Origin of the sequence: Mesorhizobium sp. M0715, from assembly GCF_040320355.1 — a bacterium.
Taxonomy (GTDB): domain Bacteria; phylum Pseudomonadota; class Alphaproteobacteria; order Rhizobiales; family Rhizobiaceae; genus Mesorhizobium.
Genome location: NZ_JAMYPL010000022.1, coordinates 106,767 through 126,602, shown reverse-complemented (window position 1 = coordinate 126,602; position 19,836 = coordinate 106,767). Strand labels below are relative to the sequence as shown.

Annotated in this window: 17 protein-coding genes, 1 tRNA gene and 1 pseudogene; 4 read left to right on the top strand and 15 right to left on the bottom strand. The window is 59.1% G+C overall.

Going from position 1 to position 19,836, the window contains the following annotated elements:
- Positions 1 to 436 (bottom strand): annotated as a pseudogene (locus NKI21_RS24095) (OmpA family protein); the annotation flags it as partial.
- Positions 437 to 632: 196 nt separating this feature from the next.
- On the opposite strand from NKI21_RS24095, the gene NKI21_RS24090 reads away from it, so the two are divergent.
- Together NKI21_RS24090 and NKI21_RS24085 are read left to right on the top strand one after the other, a co-directional pair.
- Positions 633 to 1,079 (top strand): YcgN family cysteine cluster protein, encoded by a 447-nt coding sequence (locus NKI21_RS24090; protein ID WP_013530173.1) that lies wholly within the window; start codon positions 633 to 635, stop codon positions 1,077 to 1,079.
- 253 nt (positions 1,080 to 1,332) lie between these two features.
- Complete coding sequence (locus NKI21_RS24085; protein ID WP_352867589.1) at positions 1,333 to 1,689, top strand: hypothetical protein; 357 nt, start codon at positions 1,333 to 1,335, stop codon at positions 1,687 to 1,689.
- A gap of 246 nt (positions 1,690 to 1,935) precedes the next feature.
- Here NKI21_RS24085 and NKI21_RS24080 read toward each other — a convergent pair whose 3' ends face one another.
- Positions 1,936 to 2,646, bottom strand: coding sequence for an SIMPL domain-containing protein (locus NKI21_RS24080; protein ID WP_023809641.1), 711 nt, complete (start codon positions 2,644 to 2,646; stop codon positions 1,936 to 1,938).
- Between the two features lie 135 nt (positions 2,647 to 2,781).
- Here NKI21_RS24080 and NKI21_RS24075 point away from each other — a divergent pair.
- A tRNA-Ile gene (locus NKI21_RS24075) sits at positions 2,782 to 2,857 on the top strand.
- 213 nt (positions 2,858 to 3,070) lie between these two features.
- Here the strand turns inward: NKI21_RS24075 and NKI21_RS24070 are convergent.
- The 3 genes from NKI21_RS24070 to NKI21_RS24060 are packed head-to-tail and all read right to left on the bottom strand — an operon-like array spanning position 3,071 to position 5,642.
- Positions 3,071 to 4,759, bottom strand: coding sequence for a recombinase family protein (locus tag NKI21_RS24070; RefSeq protein WP_023809640.1), 1,689 nt, complete (start codon positions 4,757 to 4,759; stop codon positions 3,071 to 3,073).
- Positions 4,756 to 5,262, bottom strand: coding sequence for a DUF2924 domain-containing protein (locus NKI21_RS24065; protein WP_032908834.1), 507 nt, complete (start codon positions 5,260 to 5,262; stop codon positions 4,756 to 4,758). The genes NKI21_RS24070 and NKI21_RS24065 overlap by 4 nt, the downstream gene beginning before the upstream one ends.
- A gap of 5 nt (positions 5,263 to 5,267) precedes the next feature.
- Positions 5,268 to 5,642, bottom strand: a complete 375-nt coding sequence (locus NKI21_RS24060) for a DUF3489 domain-containing protein (protein ID WP_245273115.1) — start codon at positions 5,640 to 5,642, stop codon at positions 5,268 to 5,270.
- Positions 5,643 to 6,008: 366 nt separating this feature from the next.
- Between NKI21_RS24060 and NKI21_RS24055 the strand changes: the two genes are divergently transcribed.
- Complete coding sequence (locus NKI21_RS24055; RefSeq protein ID WP_081734773.1) at positions 6,009 to 6,995, top strand: 5'-nucleotidase; 987 nt, start codon at positions 6,009 to 6,011, stop codon at positions 6,993 to 6,995.
- Between the two features lie 219 nt (positions 6,996 to 7,214).
- Here NKI21_RS24055 and NKI21_RS24050 read toward each other — a convergent pair whose 3' ends face one another.
- From NKI21_RS24050 to NKI21_RS24005, 10 genes are all read right to left on the bottom strand, one after another.
- Positions 7,215 to 7,751: a GNAT family N-acetyltransferase gene (locus NKI21_RS24050; protein ID WP_023809638.1), complete on the bottom strand. Its 537-nt coding sequence runs from the start codon at positions 7,749 to 7,751 to the stop codon at positions 7,215 to 7,217.
- A gap of 111 nt (positions 7,752 to 7,862) precedes the next feature.
- Positions 7,863 to 9,599 carry an adenylate/guanylate cyclase domain-containing protein gene (locus tag NKI21_RS24045; RefSeq protein ID WP_352867585.1) on the bottom strand — a complete coding sequence of 579 codons (1,737 nt, stop codon included), beginning with the start codon at positions 9,597 to 9,599 and terminating at the stop codon, positions 7,863 to 7,865.
- Between the two features lie 439 nt (positions 9,600 to 10,038).
- The gene (locus NKI21_RS24040) at positions 10,039 to 10,497 is read right to left on the bottom strand and encodes a YidB family protein (protein WP_352867582.1); all 459 of its coding nucleotides are present in this window, start codon (positions 10,495 to 10,497) and stop codon (positions 10,039 to 10,041) included.
- Between the two features lie 362 nt (positions 10,498 to 10,859).
- Positions 10,860 to 11,864 carry a response regulator gene (locus NKI21_RS24035; RefSeq protein WP_031212665.1) on the bottom strand — a complete coding sequence of 335 codons (1,005 nt, stop codon included), beginning with the start codon at positions 11,862 to 11,864 and terminating at the stop codon, positions 10,860 to 10,862.
- Positions 11,865 to 11,877: 13 nt separating this feature from the next.
- Entirely contained in the window at positions 11,878 to 12,927 is a 1,050-nt protein-coding gene (locus NKI21_RS24030; RefSeq protein ID WP_352867579.1) for a chemotaxis response regulator protein-glutamate methylesterase, read from the bottom strand.
- Positions 12,920 to 15,193 carry a hybrid sensor histidine kinase/response regulator gene (locus tag NKI21_RS24025; protein ID WP_352630559.1) on the bottom strand — a complete coding sequence of 758 codons (2,274 nt, stop codon included), beginning with the start codon at positions 15,191 to 15,193 and terminating at the stop codon, positions 12,920 to 12,922. The genes NKI21_RS24030 and NKI21_RS24025 overlap by 8 nt, the downstream gene beginning before the upstream one ends.
- Positions 15,190 to 15,894 (bottom strand): chemotaxis protein CheW, encoded by a 705-nt coding sequence (locus NKI21_RS24020; RefSeq protein ID WP_127297588.1) that lies wholly within the window; start codon positions 15,892 to 15,894, stop codon positions 15,190 to 15,192. The genes NKI21_RS24025 and NKI21_RS24020 overlap by 4 nt, the downstream gene beginning before the upstream one ends.
- Positions 15,894 to 17,132 carry a CheR family methyltransferase gene (locus NKI21_RS24015; RefSeq protein WP_023809631.1) on the bottom strand — a complete coding sequence of 413 codons (1,239 nt, stop codon included), beginning with the start codon at positions 17,130 to 17,132 and terminating at the stop codon, positions 15,894 to 15,896. Before NKI21_RS24015 ends, NKI21_RS24020 begins: the two co-directional genes overlap by 1 nt.
- Positions 17,129 to 17,596 carry a chemotaxis protein CheW gene (locus NKI21_RS24010; RefSeq protein WP_023809630.1) on the bottom strand — a complete coding sequence of 156 codons (468 nt, stop codon included), beginning with the start codon at positions 17,594 to 17,596 and terminating at the stop codon, positions 17,129 to 17,131. The genes NKI21_RS24015 and NKI21_RS24010 overlap by 4 nt, the downstream gene beginning before the upstream one ends.
- 23 nt (positions 17,597 to 17,619) lie before the next feature.
- A complete protein-coding gene (locus tag NKI21_RS24005; protein WP_023809629.1) occupies positions 17,620 to 19,257 on the bottom strand; it encodes a methyl-accepting chemotaxis protein in 1,638 nt (545 codons plus the stop codon).
- Positions 19,258 to 19,836: the final 579 nt, after the last annotated feature.

Below are 19,836 nucleotides of genomic sequence, written 5' to 3'. Positions count from 1 at the left end.
CGGCTGGAGCGGCCTGTTCGGCCGGCGCCTGCTCGGTCTGCTGCTGCTGGTCGCGCTTCTTCCTGCGCGGCTGCTGTTCCTCGGCGGGTGCTGCCTGTTCGGCCGGCGCCTGCTCGGTCTGCTGCTGCTGGTCGCGCTTCTTCCGGCGTGGCTGCTGCTCCTCGGCGGGCTGCTCGCTCTGGGCAGGCGCGGCCTGCTGTTCAGGCTCGGCCTTCTTGCGTTCGCGCTTCTGTTCGGGTTCCGCCTGCTGCTTTTGTGCGCAGGCTTCGGCCGCTTCGCCTTCGGCGCATGCTGCTTGCGCCAGGATGAATGGGGCTGCCGTGCGCTGGGCAAGGCCGGACGCGACACTTCCCTGAAGCGGGAACGCGCCCAACGGCGCGGATGCCATCAACAGGCCAAGTGCCGTGCCTGCCAGAATCCGTGGTTGGCGTTTCATCGAAATTCTCCTTGTGGGGTCCCATCCTTGCCGAAACCGATCTTGTGCCGATTGGTTCCAGTCTGGCACGGATAGAGGCCGTACGGGGCGATTGACCGACCTTTTGAAGGCAACTTCATGTCATTCACCTGGCGATAGCCGCATTGCGACCATTGCCGCGCTTGACCTTGCCCGCGGCTGGGGCCACATCCCGGAAATGGAAACGCCATTCTGGAAAACCAAGGCGCTGGAGGCGATGAGCCCGGCCGAGTGGGAATCACTGTGCGACGGCTGCGGCAAATGCTGCCTGTCAAAGCTTGAGGACGAGGACACTGGCGAGATCTACTGGACCAGCGTCGGCTGTCGGCTGTTCGACGCCGAGACCTGCCGCTGTTCGGACTATGCCAATCGGCTGGCGCGCGTTCCCGACTGCGTCGGGCTGACGCCGCAGAATGTGCGAACCATCAGCTGGCTGCCCAGCACCTGTGCCTATCGGCTGGTGGCCGAAGGCCGCGACCTCTACTGGTGGCACCGGCTGGTGTCGGGCAGCGCCGAGACCGTGCATGAAGCCGGCATCTCGATGCGCGGCCGGGTCAAGGCGAGCGAAACCGATCTTGCCGAGCCGGAAGACTATTTTGACTATGTGCTGGACGAGGAGCCGTAGGACCAGCGACGGTGAGCAGGAGCCTCCCGTTCGAATGCATTCGGCCAATCAGCGGGGTTGGAACCGGGGCGTCGAGTCAGACGTTCTGGCCTTCACCAAGGGCTGGGGACGACGGCAAATGGCCGGAACTTTCCTTCTTCCCGCCATATGAACCGGAGATGAACGGCAGGTTCGTAAAGAGTTCAGACAGGCAAGCGCATTCTCCCCCTCATCGGTTCACAAGGGGCGAAGGCCCGCAAAAGGAGAGAAGACGATGTTCAACACGATCAAGACGGCAGCCCTTTCGGCCCTGGTCGGTCTCGGCACGCTGGCGGCTGTTCCCGCTCACGCCGACAGCCTTTACCTCGGCTTCGGCAACAACAACGACCCGCGTTTCGGCGTCTATACCGGTGACGACGGTTATCGCCATCGCCGTGACGAGCGCCGTGGCGACTGGCGCCGTGGCTGCTCGTCGGACCGCGCCCTCGACAAGGCCGAACGCATGGGTCTGCGCCGTGCCCGCATCGTCGACGTCAGCCGTCGTACGGTGAAGGTGATGGGCCGCCAGGACGGCGACCGCGTCGTCGTCGTGTTCGCCAATGAGCGCGGCTGCCCCGTCATCTATCGCTAAGGCCGGCTTTGGCGGATCATAGAGGCATGATCGTCTGCGAGGATCAGCCGGGAGACACGACCTTCAGTGAAGGTCGGTCTGGCAGCATGATCTCCTACGAAGATCAGCCGGGACTAGCCGAGCCCCTTTCCGTTTGAAGGGTGTGGCTCGAAAAAACCCCGCGGGAGCAATCCTGCGGGGTTTTTCATGCACGCTATTGGCTGATGATTGCCGTGGCTAGGCTCAGCTACGGACCGTCAGAGCCGATTATTTCAGTTCGAAGGTGACGGTGACCTGCACATTGTAGGCGTTCTCACCGGCTTGTACCGGAGCCGCGCCGGCCGCGGCATCGAAGGCTTTGGCATTGATCGGCATCGGCGCCGGCCTGATGTTCTGGTCTGTGATCTCGAGCACCCGGCCGAGGCTGACGCCGGCGGCTTCGGCCAGCGTCTTGGCCTTGGCCATGGCGTCGGCGACCGCCTTCTTTCGCGCCTCGGTGACCGTGGCTGCCGGGTTGTCGTTGGTGAAGGCAATGCCGCCGCCCTGGTTGACGCCCAGCGACACCGCCTTGTCGAGGACCTCGCCTGTCTTGTCGACGTCGCGCACCCGCACCGAAAGCGTGTTGGTCACCTGATAGGCGACGAGTTCGGCTTCCTGGCTGCCGTCCGGCTTGTTGGTGTAGTTGTAGCGCGGGTTGATCTGGATGCCAGCGGTCTGCAGATCGCGGTCCTTGATGCCGGCGGACTTCATCGCCGCGATCACGGCGGCCATGGCGTCATTGTTGGCATCGAGCGCGGCGCGCGCGGTCTTGGCCTCGCGCATGACGCTCAGCGTCAGGACCGCCAGATCGGGGGCTACGGTTGCTTCGCCTTCGCCCGACACGATGATGCGGGGCGGCGTCGGCAGATCGGCGGCTCCAGCCATCGCCGGAAAAGCGATTGCAGCGGCGAGCGCGAGAGGCAAAAGATGTCTGGTCATGAAAATCTCCTTGGTCTGCGATCAAGTCGCAAGGGGTCGCGTAGAGCGCGATTATGGGTTGATTTGGGCGATCTGCGGAAGCCCGTAGGGAAAGCCTTGTGCCGCGATGCGAAAAACATTAATCCAGCCCGCGTGGGGCCTGTAGCTCAATGGTTAGAGCCGGCGGCTCATAACCGCTTGGTTGGGGGTTCGAGTCCCTCCGGGCCCACCATCCAGTCCCCTCGTTTTTCGGGGTTTCGACCGTCTCAGAATACCTCCGACATTTCCGTGGGTTAGCGCCGAGTAGTGGGCAACACTTGGCTGAGACGCCGCGGTAAACGCAAAACACCCGACTTTTAAGTCGTCCGTCTCTGTCGGGCGAATTCCGTAGCCAAGTGTTTGCCAAAGCGATGGTCGACTGGTCAGCGAGATGCTCGCCGGATGGTTAGAAGCCCAGGAGTGCAGCCTGGTCAGTCCAAGTAAGGGGGAGGTCCGACAATCGGGACAGCCGGTGCGCCGTTAGTTCAACAGGTTGATCACCTGCAACGATGTTGGCCGCAATTTTTGGAACGAGGAAAGCGAAGGGCAATAGGCGGCTGACCTCGGATGTATCGGTGCCGTTGAGCATGGCAACGTCGGTAAGGCTGCGACCGACTCCGTCTGTAAGTTGGCCGAGATATAGGTGGGCGCGGCGCAGAAGGTTGATCAAGGCGGCATCGGGTGCCCGGTTGATATTGGATCCGTTGGTAAGCACGATCCGCGTTTCGACGCCGCGACGCTTCATTCCGATTGGACATTCGATGGAAGTTACTTGGGCGCTATCGTTGGGTGGCAGCTTTCGGTCGAGAAGCAATTCCGATAGCGAGCGGCGATCCAGTTCGATGGTCAATAAACCAAGCTTGAGGGTGATCCTGTGAACGATCTTTTGGAGGAGAGATCGCTTCGCATCCGTAGTGCCTGAAGCCCAACACGACCGCATCTCGTCAACTCGCCGCATCGCTGCCTGGATTTCGCCAGAGTCTGCCCATTGCCGAATCCAATCAGACAGTTGGGCTTGATCACTGAGAATCCGATTGAGGCGATGCTCAACAACTGACTCAAGTGCGGGTGCCGGAAGACGCCAGCCCTCGGAACCTTTCCTGCGCTCATCGACGAACTGCTTTGAGACATAGTATCGGTAGCGAACACCTTGCTTATTGGCATGAACCGATCGCAATTTCTCGCCCGCTTCATCAAAGAGCAGACCGGTGAGCAAATGGGCTTGCGTGACATTGGACTCGCTTCGCCGCCGCGGCGCCTGAGAGGCAAGTAGTGCCTGGGCCTCGTCGAACGTGGCAGACGTGACAATTGGCTTGTGCTCTCCATCGTAGACCTGATCCTTGTGCCTGATCTTGCCGACGTAGACCGGGTTCGAAAGCAGGTGGTAGAGGTTGCCGCGACCAAACGGCATGGTAACTGCAACTGATCCGTCTATGAGGTGTCGCGATCGTGTGGAAACCCCGTCGCTCGCAGCCTCATCGACAAGGTCGCGCACTGACCTCAGGGTGAGATAGCGGGCGAACAGGTGTCTGACTGTTTGTGCCTCGGTTTCGTCAATCACCAGCTTGCGGTACTCGACACGATAGCCCAGGGGCACCACGCCACCCATCCACATGCCTTTCTTCTTCGAGGCCGCGATCTTGTCGCGGATACGCTCTGCTGTAACCTCTCGCTCGAACTGGGCGAAGGACAAGAGCACGTTGAGCGTGAGCCTGCCCATTGAGGTTGTGGTGTTGAACTGCTGCGTGACCGAGACAAACGAGACGGAGCTGGCATCGAAGATCTCGACGATCTTGCAAAAATCCATCAGCGAACGGGTGAGGCGGTCGATCTTGTAGACGACCACCACATCGACCTCTTTGTCCCGGATGTCCTGTAGGAGACGCTGCAGGGCAGGGCGCTCCATCGTGCCGCCCGAAATCCCGCCGTCATCGTAGTGGCTTGGCATCAACTTCCAGCCAAGACCGACCTGCGATGCGATGAAGGCCGCGCACGCTTCGCGCTGGGCATCGAGCGAATTGAATTCCTGCTCCAATCCCTCTTCGGTCGATTTGCGAGTGTAGATCGCGCAGTTGAGGCGAGGGATTGCTGTCATAGGCCAAAGAACCTCGGGCCAGACCAATGGGCGCCGGTAATGCGGCGGGCGACAGCCGACAGCGATCCGTACGTCTTGCCATCGAGCACGAAGCCGTCATAGACCACTTCGATAACGTGCATCCGGCCATTCCATTCCCGCACCAGACGGGAGCCGATTCTTGGCGGAAGGGATCGTGGCGGCGACGTTAGTGCCTTATCCGATGACGCTGCTCGGACCGACGGAACACCGTCCTCGCGATCCGGTCCAGTATTGCTCGGTTGGACAGCCTTTACGTTGGACTGGCGCGCGTTGCCTGCTCCGAGTGTTTTCTTGACGGTCGAAGGTAAACCACCCAATCGCTTGGCCTGGAGATGCCAGGCGGCCGACCGTTCAAGCAACCCACGTTTGACCCCTTTGGGCGGCGGGCAGCCATAGGCCTTTTTCCATGCTGCCGTGAGTTCATCACGCGTGAGACCGCCAATCCCGGCGATCTCACTATCCAGATCCTGTCTTTTGCGCATCTAGGTCAACCGGCGGTCTTCGCCTCGGCAATGCGGTACCGCCTTTGTCCGTCCTTGCCGGTGTCGCTGAGCAGTTCGTGGCCAAGCTTCTTCTTGACGGTACCGGAGAGGAAACCCCGCACCGAATGCGCCTGCCATCCCGTCGCATCCATCAGGGTTTGGATTGTAGCACCTTTGGCCGACTTCAGCTTCTTGAGGACGATGTCGGTTTTGGTAGGCGCTGCGGGCGCTTCGTCCTTTGCCTTCTTGACCGTCACCGCGACGGTCACCACGGACTTCTCGCGCGGCTTCCGGGTTGGGGTGCTGTCGTCGACGCTGGGTGCCGTATCGGCGGCTTCCGCATTGTCGGCCTTCATAGTGGTGTTGTTAAAGATAGACATTTCAAATCTCCATCAGTTAGAAGCCCGGACCATTCCGGCGCTTGTACTGACCGAAGCCCGCTGTCTTGGCGGGCTGGAGATTCTGCTCGTTGTTAATCCATTGTTCTTCTGCTGCGCTGGCAACACCAATGCTTCGTTGCCGTATGAAGTCCAGTCGAATATCGCTGCCTTCGAGGGCTTAGACCACACCAGTGGACCTTCCCACGACGTGTCGATGCTCCCAAGTCCATCTGGCATTTGAAAAGTTAGGAAATCGCGATGAAATGACAGCGATCCGCAATGAACCGCAGATCTTCAATTCTTCGGAAATAAGTCAAATATAGAAAGGGCATTGCCTAGGCTGTCTTAATATCGGAGGAAGGGCAAATGGAAATCGCGGAAGCCTCTCTTACAGCCGAAGATGACAAGGGGAATGGCGATCCAGGGTCTACGCTAAGGGCCAGCCCTCTCCGCATCGGAATCTCTACGCGCGCTCTTTTTGATCTGGAGGAGGAACATCGCGTATTCGAGAACTACGGCGTCAAGTCGTATGCGGCCATGCAACTCGAACGCGAGGACGTGATCCTCCGCAGGGGTGCTGGCTTTGAGGTAGTCGAGCGGTTACTCGCGCTGAACGATCCTGAGGCTGCTCCGTATGTTGAAGTGATCCTTCTGTCCCAGAACTCGCCCGACCTCTCTCTCCGAGCGTTCAAGTCGATCGATCATTATGGGCTTGTCGTCAAGACAGGCAGTTTTACTAGCGGGCGGTCACTCGCTCCTTTTGTTCCTGCTTGGGGCATTGACCTATTTCTCTCAAACGCGGACACGGATGTAAAAGGAGCGGTGGACGGCGGAGCAGCCGCTGCTCGGCTTGGCTTGGCGCCCAAGGATCGTGCCGAAACACCCCAGGGCGAGGTCCGGGTCGCGTTCGACGGCGATGCTGTAGTGTTTGGCCCCGAGTCCGACGCAATCTACAAAGAAAAGGGCCTGGAGGCTTTCCTTGCGCATGAGACCGCGAACGCGAGCAATCCGATGGCGCGCGGCCCGTTTGGCAATTTTCTTCACAAGTTATCGGCATTGCGCCGAGTTTTCCTTAATGAGGGCAACGTGAGTAAGGTCCGCATCGCACTTGTCACTGCCCGGAACGCCCCTGCGCATGAGCGCGTAATTCGGACGCTGAGAGCGTGGGGAACACCAGCTGACGAGGCGCACTTCGTAGGCAGCCGTGAGAAAGCACCCATCCTGAAGGCGCTCGGGGCCCACATTTTCTTTGATGATCAAGAGAAGCACGTTTTAGGCGCGGCGGCAGTGGTTCCTGCCGGCCATGTTCCCGGACCTCACGATCCGGCTGCGCCGGTAATCCCGGCCGGCTGATTCTTCAGGATTAGATCTCGTTCGCTTTGACTGAGCGTCCGAACGTGACGGCATGCGATCTGGGCATAGTGGAAGCCGAACGGCGGCTTTGCGCCCAATGGCAGTCATTCGTACGGTCCCGTCCATTCACCAAAAGCGGACCATGGGGCGGAAGTATAGGTGAGCATTCCGTGCCGGCGAGCGCCGCCAACTGCGTGCGACTGCCCTGTAAGCCGGAGGTCAGAGCGTCTTGCTCATAAGCAGGATAGGAACCGGAGCCCCGCCACGCTCGTCGAAGAATTTCTTGACGGATTGGTACCCGCAGGCGCGATACAGTGGCTCTCCGGCCGCGGTAGCTGCCAGCTCAGCACGGGCGAAGCCCTCGGCCTTGGCGGCACGCTCACAAAGCGCAAGGATCAAGTGGCCGACCCCCCGCCGGACAAAGTCCGGATGGGTGTACATGGCTCTGATGCGTGCTGCGTCCTTGGCAGGATCAAGCAGCGCTGCATCACGTCCAGGCGACTGATCTCCACCATACATCGTTGCGCGCCGGCTCCAACCGCCGCAACCTGCCAAAACGCCGTTGTGCTCCACGAGGAAGTAAGTGCCGTCGTCGACAAGTTGTGTATCCAGCCCCATGATGGCCCGGCTGGATTGGATCTGAGCGTCATCTAGAAAGGGCTTCTGGAGTTCAGAGATCGCCGCGTCCATGAGCGTAATCAGGGCCGGGAGATCCTCCCGTTGTGCTTTCCGGTGCCGAAAGTCTTCACTTGCCATGTTCAAGTCTCGATTTGACGAATTTCGTTCCGGCAGAAGAGACCAAATATTCGCTGCTGCGGCAGCCTCGAGACGCTATCCACGGCGGCCCCGACGGCATAGCCGTGACAGTCATTCTGGCAGCCCCGCCATGCGATAGCCTTCCACGATATGCCGTCGGACGTCCTCGGCCGGGAAAGGCTGCGAAGCTGACCAATGCCTGATTGTGAAGTGCGGATTGCTTATCATGAACATTTCCGCCTCCCAGCGCGCCTCCTCCAAACGGCCAAGTTGCGCAAGGCTTGCTGCAAGCAGGCGTCGTGAAGTCGTGCGATAAGTTTCGGGTCTCCGCAACGTTTCAACCGCGGATTCGTAGTCGCCGATGGCATACTGAGCCTGGCCCAACATCCAGTAGTACCAACCGGGCGGGTGAGGGTTGAGCCGCAGCGCCTTGCGCACCTGCTCTATGGCTTCGGCAGGCCGGCCGTTTTCCGTCGTCAGTTCAGCTTGCATTGCCCATGCGTCGGCGTGGTTGGGATCCAGCTTGTGGGCGGCGGCGAATTCGGCATCCGATTCCGCCCAGCGACCCTCATGTCCTAGTATAACGCCCAATACCCATCGGTTCCCAGCGTCATTCGGGTCGAGTTCGACCGCCTGCTGTGCTTCGGCAAGCGCACTTGTGCGATTGGGGTCCATCGGTTCGTCCCAGAACTCCCAGCCCAGCCAGAGGTTGAGTGCCAGCCAACGATGCGCCTCCGCATATTCCGGATCGAGCGCAATTGCCCGGTTCAGCAGGAAAATGGCTTCTTTCGCGGTGAGTGCCGTTTGCAGGCCCAAGGCCCGTGCACGCACACATAAATCATAGGCCTCCAGGTTCTTCGGTCTGTTGCGCCCCGGCGCGGCGGTCAGACGGCCCACCAGAGCCTCGACAATCTTGCCGGTCACCTCGTCCTGAACAGCGAAGATATCTTCAAGGCTTCGGTCGAATCTTTCGGCCCAAAGGTGGTCGCCCCCGATCGCATCGATCAATTGAGCGTTGATACGCACCCGTCCAGCTGCCCGCCGTGCACTACCCTCAAGAAGATGGCGCACTCCCAGTTCTCGCGCGATGCGACGCACATCCATATGCCTGCCCTTGTATGCAAAAGCCGAGTTGCTGGCGATGACAAACAACTCGCTGTTCCTCGACAGATCCGTGATCAGGTCTTCGGTGAGGCCGTCGACAAAAGCCTCCTGCTCCGGATCGTTGCTCATGTTCGTAAAGGGAAGGACGGCGATGGAGGGCTTGCCGGGGAGCGGCAGCGGCGCTTTCTCTGCCGGTCCGCCACTTTCAGATGAGGCCGATAACCGAATCCGGTAAACGGATACCGGTTCGGCAACGTTCTTGATCGCTTGCGGACCGAGTTCGTCGAAGTCGCATTCAAGCTTTCGCTTGACTTGATCGTAGACGCTGCCGGAGACGCAGATATCTCCGGCCCCGGCCATTGCCTGAAGCCGCACTGCGACAACAACGCCATCGCCGAACAGATCGCCGTCCTCGACAACGACATCGCCCAGATTGATGCCGATATGCAGGTTGATTTGTCGGTCGAACGCCAAACCCTCGTTCGCGGCCATCATCCGCTTCTGGAGTTCGACGGCGCATGACACCGCGTTCACTGCGCTTCCGAACTCGACTAGGACGCCATCACCCATCACTTTTACGACACGGCCGTGACGGTCGCGGACCAGTGGTTCCAGGATCTCCTTCCGCCTCCTCTTTAACGCGTTCAATGTTCCTTGCTCGTCCAGGTCCAGAAGTCGGCTGTAGCCCACCACGTCGGCGGCCAATATGGCGGCAAGACGGCGTTGGGCGCGTTCTTCGGCCATTTCGCTTTGCTTTCATTGAAAGCAGAAAAATGGGATTGTATGACGTCTATTTCAAAAGTCTATCAGGCTGACTTTGAAGCTCGATCGGCAAGCCGCTACATGGGGTGATCGCGTCACGTCGGTCGATCATTCACTTTCTTGTTTACGCGGTCGCGAGGACGATACCTCAAAGACGGAGGGGCCTCAGCCGAGCCCGCATTGTGTCGTTTCGGAACCGGGTGGACCAATCAATTTAGGGTCATGTTGAATAAAATGCAGAGTGGAACTCAACGCCGACCTGTGCCAGGGTCCCGCCTCATCACAACCAGTCCAAAGAGAAGATCGCCCCCTTTCACCACTCTTTCCTTCGCGGCGCCCAACGGCAGGCCGTGGCCCGCCCGTTCAGTCATGCGCTCCGGATTGCGGCGCGGCCAATTTAACGGTCGATGTAATCCCCCGTTTACCGCTCTGGAGTGCGTGGCGGCACCTGATCTAGGAGTGCGATCTCATCGGTCGCTGCTGGCAGTTCGCCCCTTGGCGTCAGCTTGTCGACCGCCTCGGGCAAGTCTTTAGTGATCCGGGCAATCAACTCATCGCGCGACAGACCAGTTTGCATCGAAAGCGCAGTGAGAGTGTCCTCGTCAATTGCCGTCTCCACGTCCTTCGGGTCGATCGGTTCGTTGGGTCCGGTACTAACCCACGAATCGACCTTCGATCCCGCTCCTGCATTTCTGAAGCGGTCGAGGATGTCCCCAAACGCGGTCCCGGAGACGCCCTTGGACAGCTGATCCAAGAGCCCGCCTTGTGTGTTGTTTGGATCTCGATTTCCCGCGCCGCGGATCAAGTCACCGATCTTATCGCGATTTTGGTAAGCAAAAATGCCAAGCATCGCGACAGCCAGTCTTCCCAGATTTGCCATTGGTTTCCTCCTTAGCTAACAGGAAGAAGGCTTCGAGGCTCGCAAGGTTCCGCCTGCTGGAGTTAATAGACCTCTGGAACACGCTCAGCCTTCTCCTCCCGGAATTCTGCAGCGAAGCGCGCCGCAAGTTTTCCTCGCCGCGCCAGTGCTTCACACGGCAATCAACCCTGGGGTTTTAAGCGGCGCAATGATAAGGAGGAGGGAGCGGAACCTGGCCAGCTCGCTGTCGCTGTCATTCCCAACGTTTGCCCAACCAGTCTTCAAGCCCGTTGTCCGGCTCCTATCTTCAACCGAGTGCCGCTCTCACGCCCCATCTTAGCCTCAAATTACACACCCGCTCTTCGGAGGTGCATTGAGCTTCTCTAGCTGCGGGACATATGAAGCGCAACACGATCTCGTCCTTCCGATTTGGCACGAAACAGAGCCAAATCGGCGGCATTGACGAAATCGTTTGGCGTCTCGTTCTCGGTGGGCACCGCTGTTGCGGCGCCAACGCTGATGGTCACGCGATCCGGGCCGTGGGGTATGTTCAATTCCCGCACGCTCTGGACGAGCCGCTCTGCGATCGCGCTGGATTGTTCCAGTAAAGTGTCGACCAGCACGATGACGAACTCTTCGCCTCCGTACCGCGCAGCGAGATCGGTGGAGCGGCCGGAACCACTCTGGATTACGCGGGCGATTTGCTTGAGCACCTCGTCGCCGGCCATATGGCCATAGGTATCGTTGTATCGTTTGAAGTTGTCTGCATCGATCATCAACAGCGACAATGGGGACTGTGCGCGAAAAGCGCGCTTCCATTCAGCCGCCAGATATTCGTCAAAATAGCGCCTGTTGCCTAGACCCGTCAGGCCATCGATCCGCGTCAGACGTTCAAGCTCGAGATTTGCACTGATCAGCTGTCGCTGGCTTTCCCTTAGCGCTCGGTACGCCGCGTCTCGCTGGACGTGATCCAGATAGGCCCGCGTGTGATATCGAATACGTGCAATCAGCTCGATACGGTCCGGCAGTTTGACGAGATAGTCGTTCGCTCCCGCAGCGAACGCCTCGCCCTTGGTGGCTGGATCTTCCTTGCTCGACAGCACAATGACTGGGACCGCGCGTGTCGACCCATGCTTCCTGTATTCTCGCACCAGATGCAGCCCATCGACCCCGGGCATGACGAGATCCTGCAGAATAACCGTTGGCTTTACCTCATCCGCGACCGCCATCGCTCTCAATGGGTCGGTGCAGAAGTGTAAGGAAATATCGGGCGCGGTGGCTAGAGCGCGCCTGACCGCCTCGCAAACCATGATCTGATCATCGATGAGCAGAACCATGGATGAATAATTATCTGCGAGTGGCGGGACCAGCTCTGGTTCTTGCGTCATCGGACGGGCCCTTTCACGTGGAGCGCTCGCAGGCTTCGATTATACGTGAGCCGATAGCACTCAAAGGAAGAATATCAACAGCCGCGCCGATGTCGGCGGCGGCCTTCGGCATGCCATAGACGGCACTGGTTGCTTTATCCTGCGCGATTGTGAGATGCCCCTTGTCGCGGAGCTGTCTCAGCCCGCGCGCACCATCCCTGCCCATGCCTGTGAGCAGAACACCAGTCACCGAGCCGGGCCACCATTGCGCCGCACTTTCGAAGAACACATCTACGGACGGCCGATAAACATTGTCCTTGGGGCTGGGCGTATAGCCAAGTTGCCGAGCTGACTTGAAAACCAGATGATCCGCAGAACTGGCAACGAGAACGGTGCCGGCTTGAGGACTATCCCTTTCCCGCGCCGGACTGATCGGGAGAGGCGTATGCTGCCCCAGCCAATCAACGAGGCCTGGAACGAACTGAGCATCGAGATGCTGGACCAGTACAATCGCGCCGCCAAAGTCAACGGGAAACGAACTCAGGACTGCGGCAACGGCAGCCGGCCCGCCGGCAGAGGCACCGATTGCAATCAGGCGTCGAGGTGTCGGCTCAGCCGCACGTGACATCCGCCTTTTTGCCTGGGTCGGCGCATCACCGATCAGCTTGCCGATCGTTCCTATCTTGTTCGTCAAAAGCCGGGCGGATTGCGAGGACGCGTTACCTTCGATGCCCACCGACGGAATATCGACTGCGTCAAGGGCGCCATGACCCATTGCTTCGTAGACGCCGGCGAGGTTGGCTTCGATACTGGCGGTCACAAGCAAGATTGAGCACGGAGTTTCCGCCATGATTCTGCGGGTCGCTTCAACGCCATCCATCTCTGGCATCGCTAGATCCATCAGTATCAGATCCGGCAGATCTCGTCTGCAGACCTCGACCGCCTCTCGCCCATTGGTCGCGATCCACGCGACCTGATGTTCGCCGGTCGACAGGACCAGTCGACGCAGAAGTTCGACCGCCATCGGCATGTCGTTGACTACGCCGATTCTCATTCGCTGGCGTCCCATCTCGATTTCATTCAACCGCCTCGCCAATCATGTCCACGACGGCATGGATCAGCGCCTCGTCCTGAAAGCTACTCTTGGTCAGATAATAGTCAGCACCTGCGTCGAGCCCGCGCGCGCGATCTTCTTCCCGATCCTTGTATGAAACGATCATGATGGGTGTGTTCTTGAGATGAGTGTCCTTTCTGATCAAACTCACCAGTTCGATGCCATCCATGCGAGGCATGTCGATGTCGGTGACGACGAGGTCGAAAGGACCAGACCGGACGGCATTCCACCCGTCCATACCGTCGACCGCAACTTCGACCTCATAACCGTAATTGCCCAGCATCTTGCGCTGGAGTTCGCGAACCGTCAGTGAATCGTCAATCACGAGCACGCGCTTGCGCCTGCTCGCTTCGGGACCGCCCGCGGCGCGCCGAAGAGTTCGAAATCCGCTCGACGACGCAAGCTTCTCCACCGATCGGATCAGATCGTCGACGTCGAAGATCAGAACAGGCGAACCGTCTTCCATCAGAGCTGCTGCGCTGATATCCTTAATTTTGGCAAACCGTGGATCGAGAGGTCTGATCACTAACTCGCGTTCCCCGAGAAAACGGTCGACGATCAGGCCGTACGCATCGCCCCGGCCCGCATCCACGACGACGACCGAGAGTTCGTTCGGTTCCGATCCGGGCTCACCTCGATCCAGCACCTCGCGCGCGGTGACCAGCCCAATCTGTCGATCATTCAATCGAAAATGTGGCCGCCCCTGCAGGAGAGTGATCTGCGTCCGCTGCAGTTTCAAAGTCTTGGAAATGGCAGCGAGTGGAAAAGCATAAGGCTCCCCATCGACATCGACGAGCAGCGTGCGCAGGACCGACAACGTCAGCGGCAGTTGCAGTTGAAATCGGGTTCCGTGCCCAAATTCTGAGGAGACGCTTGCGACTCCCCGCACTTCCTTCGTCATGGCTTGCACTGCATCGAGCCCCACACCGCGACCGGAGACGTCGGTAATGCCCGCTTTCATCGAAAAGCCTGGCAGAAACAGGAATGCGAGCAATTCGGTTTCGCTGAGTGTGTCAGCACTTTCCCTGGTTGCAAGTTGCCGGGCGACGACAGTCTCGCGCAGCTTCGAGAGCTCGACCCCCCTGCCGTCATCCACCACGGCTATCTGCAGCAGCCCGGCATTATGCCTCGCTTCGAGCCTGATCAGCCCCTCTTCGGGTTTACCCATCGCGAGGCGCTCATCAGGCGGTTCAAGCCCATGGTCTACAGCGTTGCGCAGGAGATGCCCCAAAGGGGCATCAAGCTGCTCGAGGATATCACGGTCGATGCCGGTCGAGCCGCCTACGATCTCCAGTCGCACCCGCTTGCCAAGGGTACGACCGAGGTCGCGGATCGTTCTCGCATAGTGTCGCACGCCGTCCTCAAAAGGCCGCATCCGGCTCGCCAACGTTTCATCGTACAATCTGTTGGCAAGATCAGTCGCTTTCCGATCCACTGAATCCAATTCATCGAGACGCTCCGCCAGGAACGCTTGGTTCAACCGAAGCTTTCGCTGCGCTTCAGCCAGCGCCTCCACCACCGCCGCATTGTTTGAAACCGGCGGCAGCATTGCATGAAGATTGTCGAACGAACTCGCGAGGTCCGCTTGAAGTCGCTTCAGCCGTAGCAGCCCGTCAGCGAATGGCCTGAGTCGCCGAGCTTCCATCAGCGACTCGCCAGCCAACCCGAGCAATCGGTTCAGGCTGTCTGCCGTCACCCGAACCATTCTATCAGAGCCGATGCTGCCCTGGGCTTGCGGTTCCGCCGCAACTAGGAGGTTCGCTGAAGAGGTCGTCGCCAGTTGCTCCTGGGCATGATCTGGAGTTGCGAAATCAGCTGCAGAATCTTGGGGCCCGGGCTTTGCCTTGGGGAGGGACAATTCCTCGAACTTCGCGAGAAAGGTTTCGACTTCTGAGTTGGCGCTGTCGCTCGATGATCCCGATGCGATCAATTTCAAAAGGTCAGAGCCCTGCAGAAGCGCATCTATATGCTCCCGTCGCACCCTCAGCTGCCCACGTTGCGCGGCGACCAGGCAGTCTTCCATCGCATTTGCAACTTTGACCGCGGGCATCAGGTCGATGATGCGGGCAGCTCCTTTCAGGGAATGCGCGGCACGCATGCATGCTTCCAGGGCGTCGGGGGCGATAGGATCGCGTTCGAGTGCCAGAAGCCCAGAGGTTAGAGCCTGTGACTGCGTCTCCAGTTCGGCCTGGAAGAGGGTGAGCATCGAAACCTGGCTGAAGTCTCCATCTGTCATGCGATGCTCCGGTCAAGCATCGTGAGCAGTTGTCGTGGATCGAGACAGCCAACGGCTCGTCCCTGCCACGGCAGCACGGCAACTGTAGCGGCCGACACTGCCTTGCCAATCGTGGCCGGAACATCGAGAGTGTCGCGTTCTTGGTACCGATGTAAGCCGTGGATCTCGTCAACCGTAAAAGCAACCCGCTTGTCGTGCTCGCCTACCACGACTAGGCGGCGAAATACCTTGGTGCGTGTGCCTTGTTCCCCCTCCTTGCGCTCGTCTATCCCGAGCAATTCGGCCAGGGACAGGCAAATGAGCAATTCACCACGGACATTCGCAATACCGAGCAGTGCACTGTTCCTGCGGTGTGGAAGTGAATGAACGCGACGAGATTCAGCCACTTCATGAAAAATACCGACCGGCAGTGCAAGCCATTCGTCCCCCAAACGGAAGAGAACGGCCGTCTGCAGCGCGTCGCTGTCTGTCGAATGGATCCCTGCACGATCAGCGTTATCATGCCATTCGTCGCGGTATGCCGAGGGCGCTGCACGGTCAAGAAGGCGTCGTGCAATCTTCTTGTAGGTCGGGCAATTCCGGCAGTGGAGATGCTGCTCCAGTAGCGGACATGACTTGTCGCCCCGTACGCCTATTTGCCGCCAGCAGTCGTCGATTGCAATCTCCTCCACCGGCTGAGCGATCTTTGTCGAAGCCGCCATCAGCCGCCGCTCCTTTTCTGGACCCGACCCAGCCGGCCGGCCAGCGCCTCGGCGCCGTTATGGTCGCCTTGCTTGCTAAGCAGCAAGGCCAGATGGACGAGAGCTTCTCGATGATTTGGTGCGAGATAGAGCGCCTTGCGATAACTTCGCGCGGCTTCGGGTGCAGAACCATCCGCATCTTGGACGAGGCCCAGCAGGTAGAAGATTTCCGCGGAAGGACCGAATTCCTTGAGATGCGCCAGGGCGACCTCCTGTGCCTCCTTTACCCGTCCTGCATTGGCGATCCGTTCAACCGCGATGAGGCTTTCCGAGGCCTGTGCAAGCGGCTTGGTCGGAGCCTGCCTACGGCCTTCATTGCCAATTGTCGGTCGGAACGGAAGAAGAGGCTCGCTCTTGTTGACCTTCGGGCTTGGCGCCCGCACCGGGACGGCGGCCGGAACTTTCGGCGCCGTGGTCTTGACGGCCTCCGATTTCAGAAAGGCAAAGGCCAATGGCCATTCAGCGGAAATAAAGCCATGCAACCTTGGAAGAGCTGCTTCCGCCGGACCGACCAGAAGAAGTCCGTCCTTGGCCAGCAGGTCCTTCAGGCAGCTCAATGCGCGATCCTGCAGCTCTCGATTGAAGTAGATCAGCAAATTGCGGCAAAGCAGGATGTCATACACCTCTTGCCCGAAAGCGCGAGAGCCGAACAGGTTTCCTACCCTGAACCGAACCTGTTTCAGCACCCCAGCAATAGGCCGCAACCCGCCCTCAGCCGCTTCGAAATAGCGATCTTTAAATTCGAGATGGCTCCCGCGAAACGAATTGCGCCCATAGATGGCGCGTTCAGCCGTGGCGATATTGCGACTGCTGACGTCCACGCCATCGATCTTGAACTCGTGCGCCTCAAAGCCGGCATCGAACATCGCCATGGCGACCGAATAAGCCTCTTCGCCGGTTGAACATGGCAGGCTCAGGACTCTTATCGGCTGAGCAGGCTTGTGCACGCGCGCATGCCGCGCCAGCATCGTGAACGCTTCTCGGTCGCGAAAGAACCAGGTCTCTGGGATCACCACCGCATTGATCAGCTCCTGCAGCTCCTGCGAGGAAACGGTCAAGTGTTCCCTATAGGCCTGAGGGTTGGTTATCCGGCATGCTTCCATCCGGTCTCTGACCGCCTGACGAACCACTGTCGGACCAACACTGGCACTGTCCAGTCCGATGGTTTCCATCAGGAGCTTTTCTATTGCGCCGGTCATTGATCACCTATTGCGGCCTGGCGGAGCAAAGCGGTACGAATCTCTTCCGAAAGCAGCGCTTCCACTTTGACCGACTGAATGATCTCCGAACCATCGGAAGCCACCGGCCCAAGATAGGGCGGGGTTCCTTGTTCAAGTCCGAACGGCGCGAAATCGGCAGGGTGTCGCTCGAGCGTATCCGTCACCCGTTCCGCGATCAGCCCCAGCAGGCGTTGCTCGCCATCATGCGCCGGATAGCGCGTCACAACGATCCGGGTGCTCAATAGGCGCTCCGATGGCCGGCCAAGCGCAAGATGGGTAACATCGATCAGAGGGATGGGTATTCCGTTATAGCTGACCAAACCCACCACACCAGTTGGCGCACCCGGAAGAACTTTCACATCGAAATAGGGCAGCACCTCTTCAATTTGGTGGACATCGATCAAGTAGCGATCCGGACCCATGCTGAAGGCGAGGAATAGCATTGTCACCTCCTACTGCCGACTCGCTATGCTCGCAGCTTGAACCTCGAAATGCTACTTCGCATGCCGCCTGAGACTTGATTGAGCTCGTCGATCGCGAGCGTCGATTGCTGAAGGGATTCGACTGTTTGCTGAGCTGCCTCGCTTAGCTGGGTTAGCGTGTCGCTGATCTGCCCCGCGCCGGTCGCCTGTGCTTGCATGCCTTCATTGGCGACTTCGAAACGTGGCACCAGCCCCTGAACCTGCTGAATGATATCGAAGAGTTGCCCGCCGACCTGCTGGATTTCCTGCATACCCCGGCGGACCTGCTCGGAAAACTTGTCCATGCCCATCACCCCGGCCGCGACTGCCGACTGGATGTCCTTGACCATCTGCTCAATATCGTAGGTGGAGACAGCCGTCTGGTCCGCGAGCCTTCGGATTTCCGTCGCTACAACTGCAAAACCCCGGCCATATTGGCCTGCCTTCTCAGCCTCGATGGAAGCGTTGAGCGACAACAGATTCGTCTGATCGGCGACTTTTGTGATGGTCGTCACCACCTGATTGATGCTGCCGGCTTTCTCACTCAAGATCGCGAGTTTGGAATTGATCGCGCCGGCCGCTTCCATGACTTGCTGCATGGTTTCTTCCATACGGGTCAGCCCGGCTTGACCTCCGCCGGCGACGGCAGCCGTTTGTTCGGCAACTGTGGAGACCTCGTTCATCGTGCGGACCAGCTCGTTTGATGTGGCGGAGATTTCCTTGGCTGTCGCGCGGATTTCTGTTGTGGTCGCTGCGATTTCAGTCGCAGTTGCCTGCTGTTGCTTGGAGGTGGCGGCGATCTCAGTTATCGACGTGCCGACCTGTATGCTGGACCTTTGAACCTGACCAATGAGGGTTGTGAGATCGTCCGCCATTGCGTTGAAGCCGTCGGCAAGCACACTGAATTCGTCTCGGCGCATCAGATCGAGGCGTTCGCTGAAGTCGCCTTGCCGCATCAATTGAACCGCGTTGACCAAACGGGTGAGCGGACCTGTAATGGCGCGAAACAGCTGGTAACCCAAAAGAAGGGCTAGCCCGAGGGCTACCAACAAGCCAACACTCAAACCGACTTCGGCCGTTCTAACGATCGAGCTGATCCGCTGGGTCGCACTGTTTGCCTCGCCTCTATGATCCTCAACCATGGCCTGCAGAGCGGACTGCAATTTTACAAAAATCGGCTCTACGGTGTTCTTGAGGGCCGGGCTTTCATTGGGAGTTTCACCTTTCGACAAGGCAGCCCGGCTTGTGTCCAGCACAGCAGTTTCAGCCAGACGGAATTGGTTGGCGAGTTCTTTGACGAGTGCATAATTCTGCTTGTCGATGTCGGAGACGATTGTTGCCTCATAGTCGTCCATCGATCGCTGCACTTGGTCGCGATTGGTCGTGATCGCGCTTTCAAGCGTGCTTCTGTCCGACGGGTTTTCCTGAAGGGCAAATTCCTGAAGCAGACTATGGGCCGCCATCTGGCCCGTCATGATCTCGGTGCTGTGATAAAGGTCCGGTAGGATGCCCTTCTCGACCTCAGTCGCCTCCTGGCCCGCCTGAAGAAACCAGGCGTACGCCATGACGGCTATCACGGACATGACCACCAGAACGGCAGCGAAACTGACGAGGATGCGGTGGCGTATTGTCAGACTCTTCATGGAACCGGTTCACCAATGGGGGCATCGTGGGCTGCGCGACAAGCGCTCGTTCCGACGTATTCGAAAAGGTGCGTCGAAAAGCGGCAGTCTGATGCTGAATGGTTTCTTTTCCGTTCCATCGCAAATGATGGAGAGGCGGCTCGCCAATCGGCGGCGCCAGAAGCGGTGGTCAAGGACGTCCTGCCGTCCACGCACATCAGCCCGACATCGGCTAGGGTGGCACGCCGCGTCAAGAGGAGCGTGTATGAGCTACTTGTGGCCATGAGTTGAATGACTGCTTAGGTCAGCTCGATGCCCGAAAGCCGACCTCCCGCTTGCGGCCCAGAGTCGCCAGTCTGCAATGCGCCTCATTTCGGCCAGAAGGTCGACATTTGCCGCGTCCAAAAGCGTACATCGTGATGATCGGCGTTCTGACGGTCTGTCTGCGCCAGCGACCGTCAGAACGCTGCTTGAGAAGAGGTACAGAATCACATCAAATATCCGTGCCTTCAGTCCGATCTCCCGGCTCTGCTGGATCAGCAAATGCCCTGCAGATCGCTCTGGGCGGCCTCGAATATTCCCGCGCTTTGCCTCCAGACA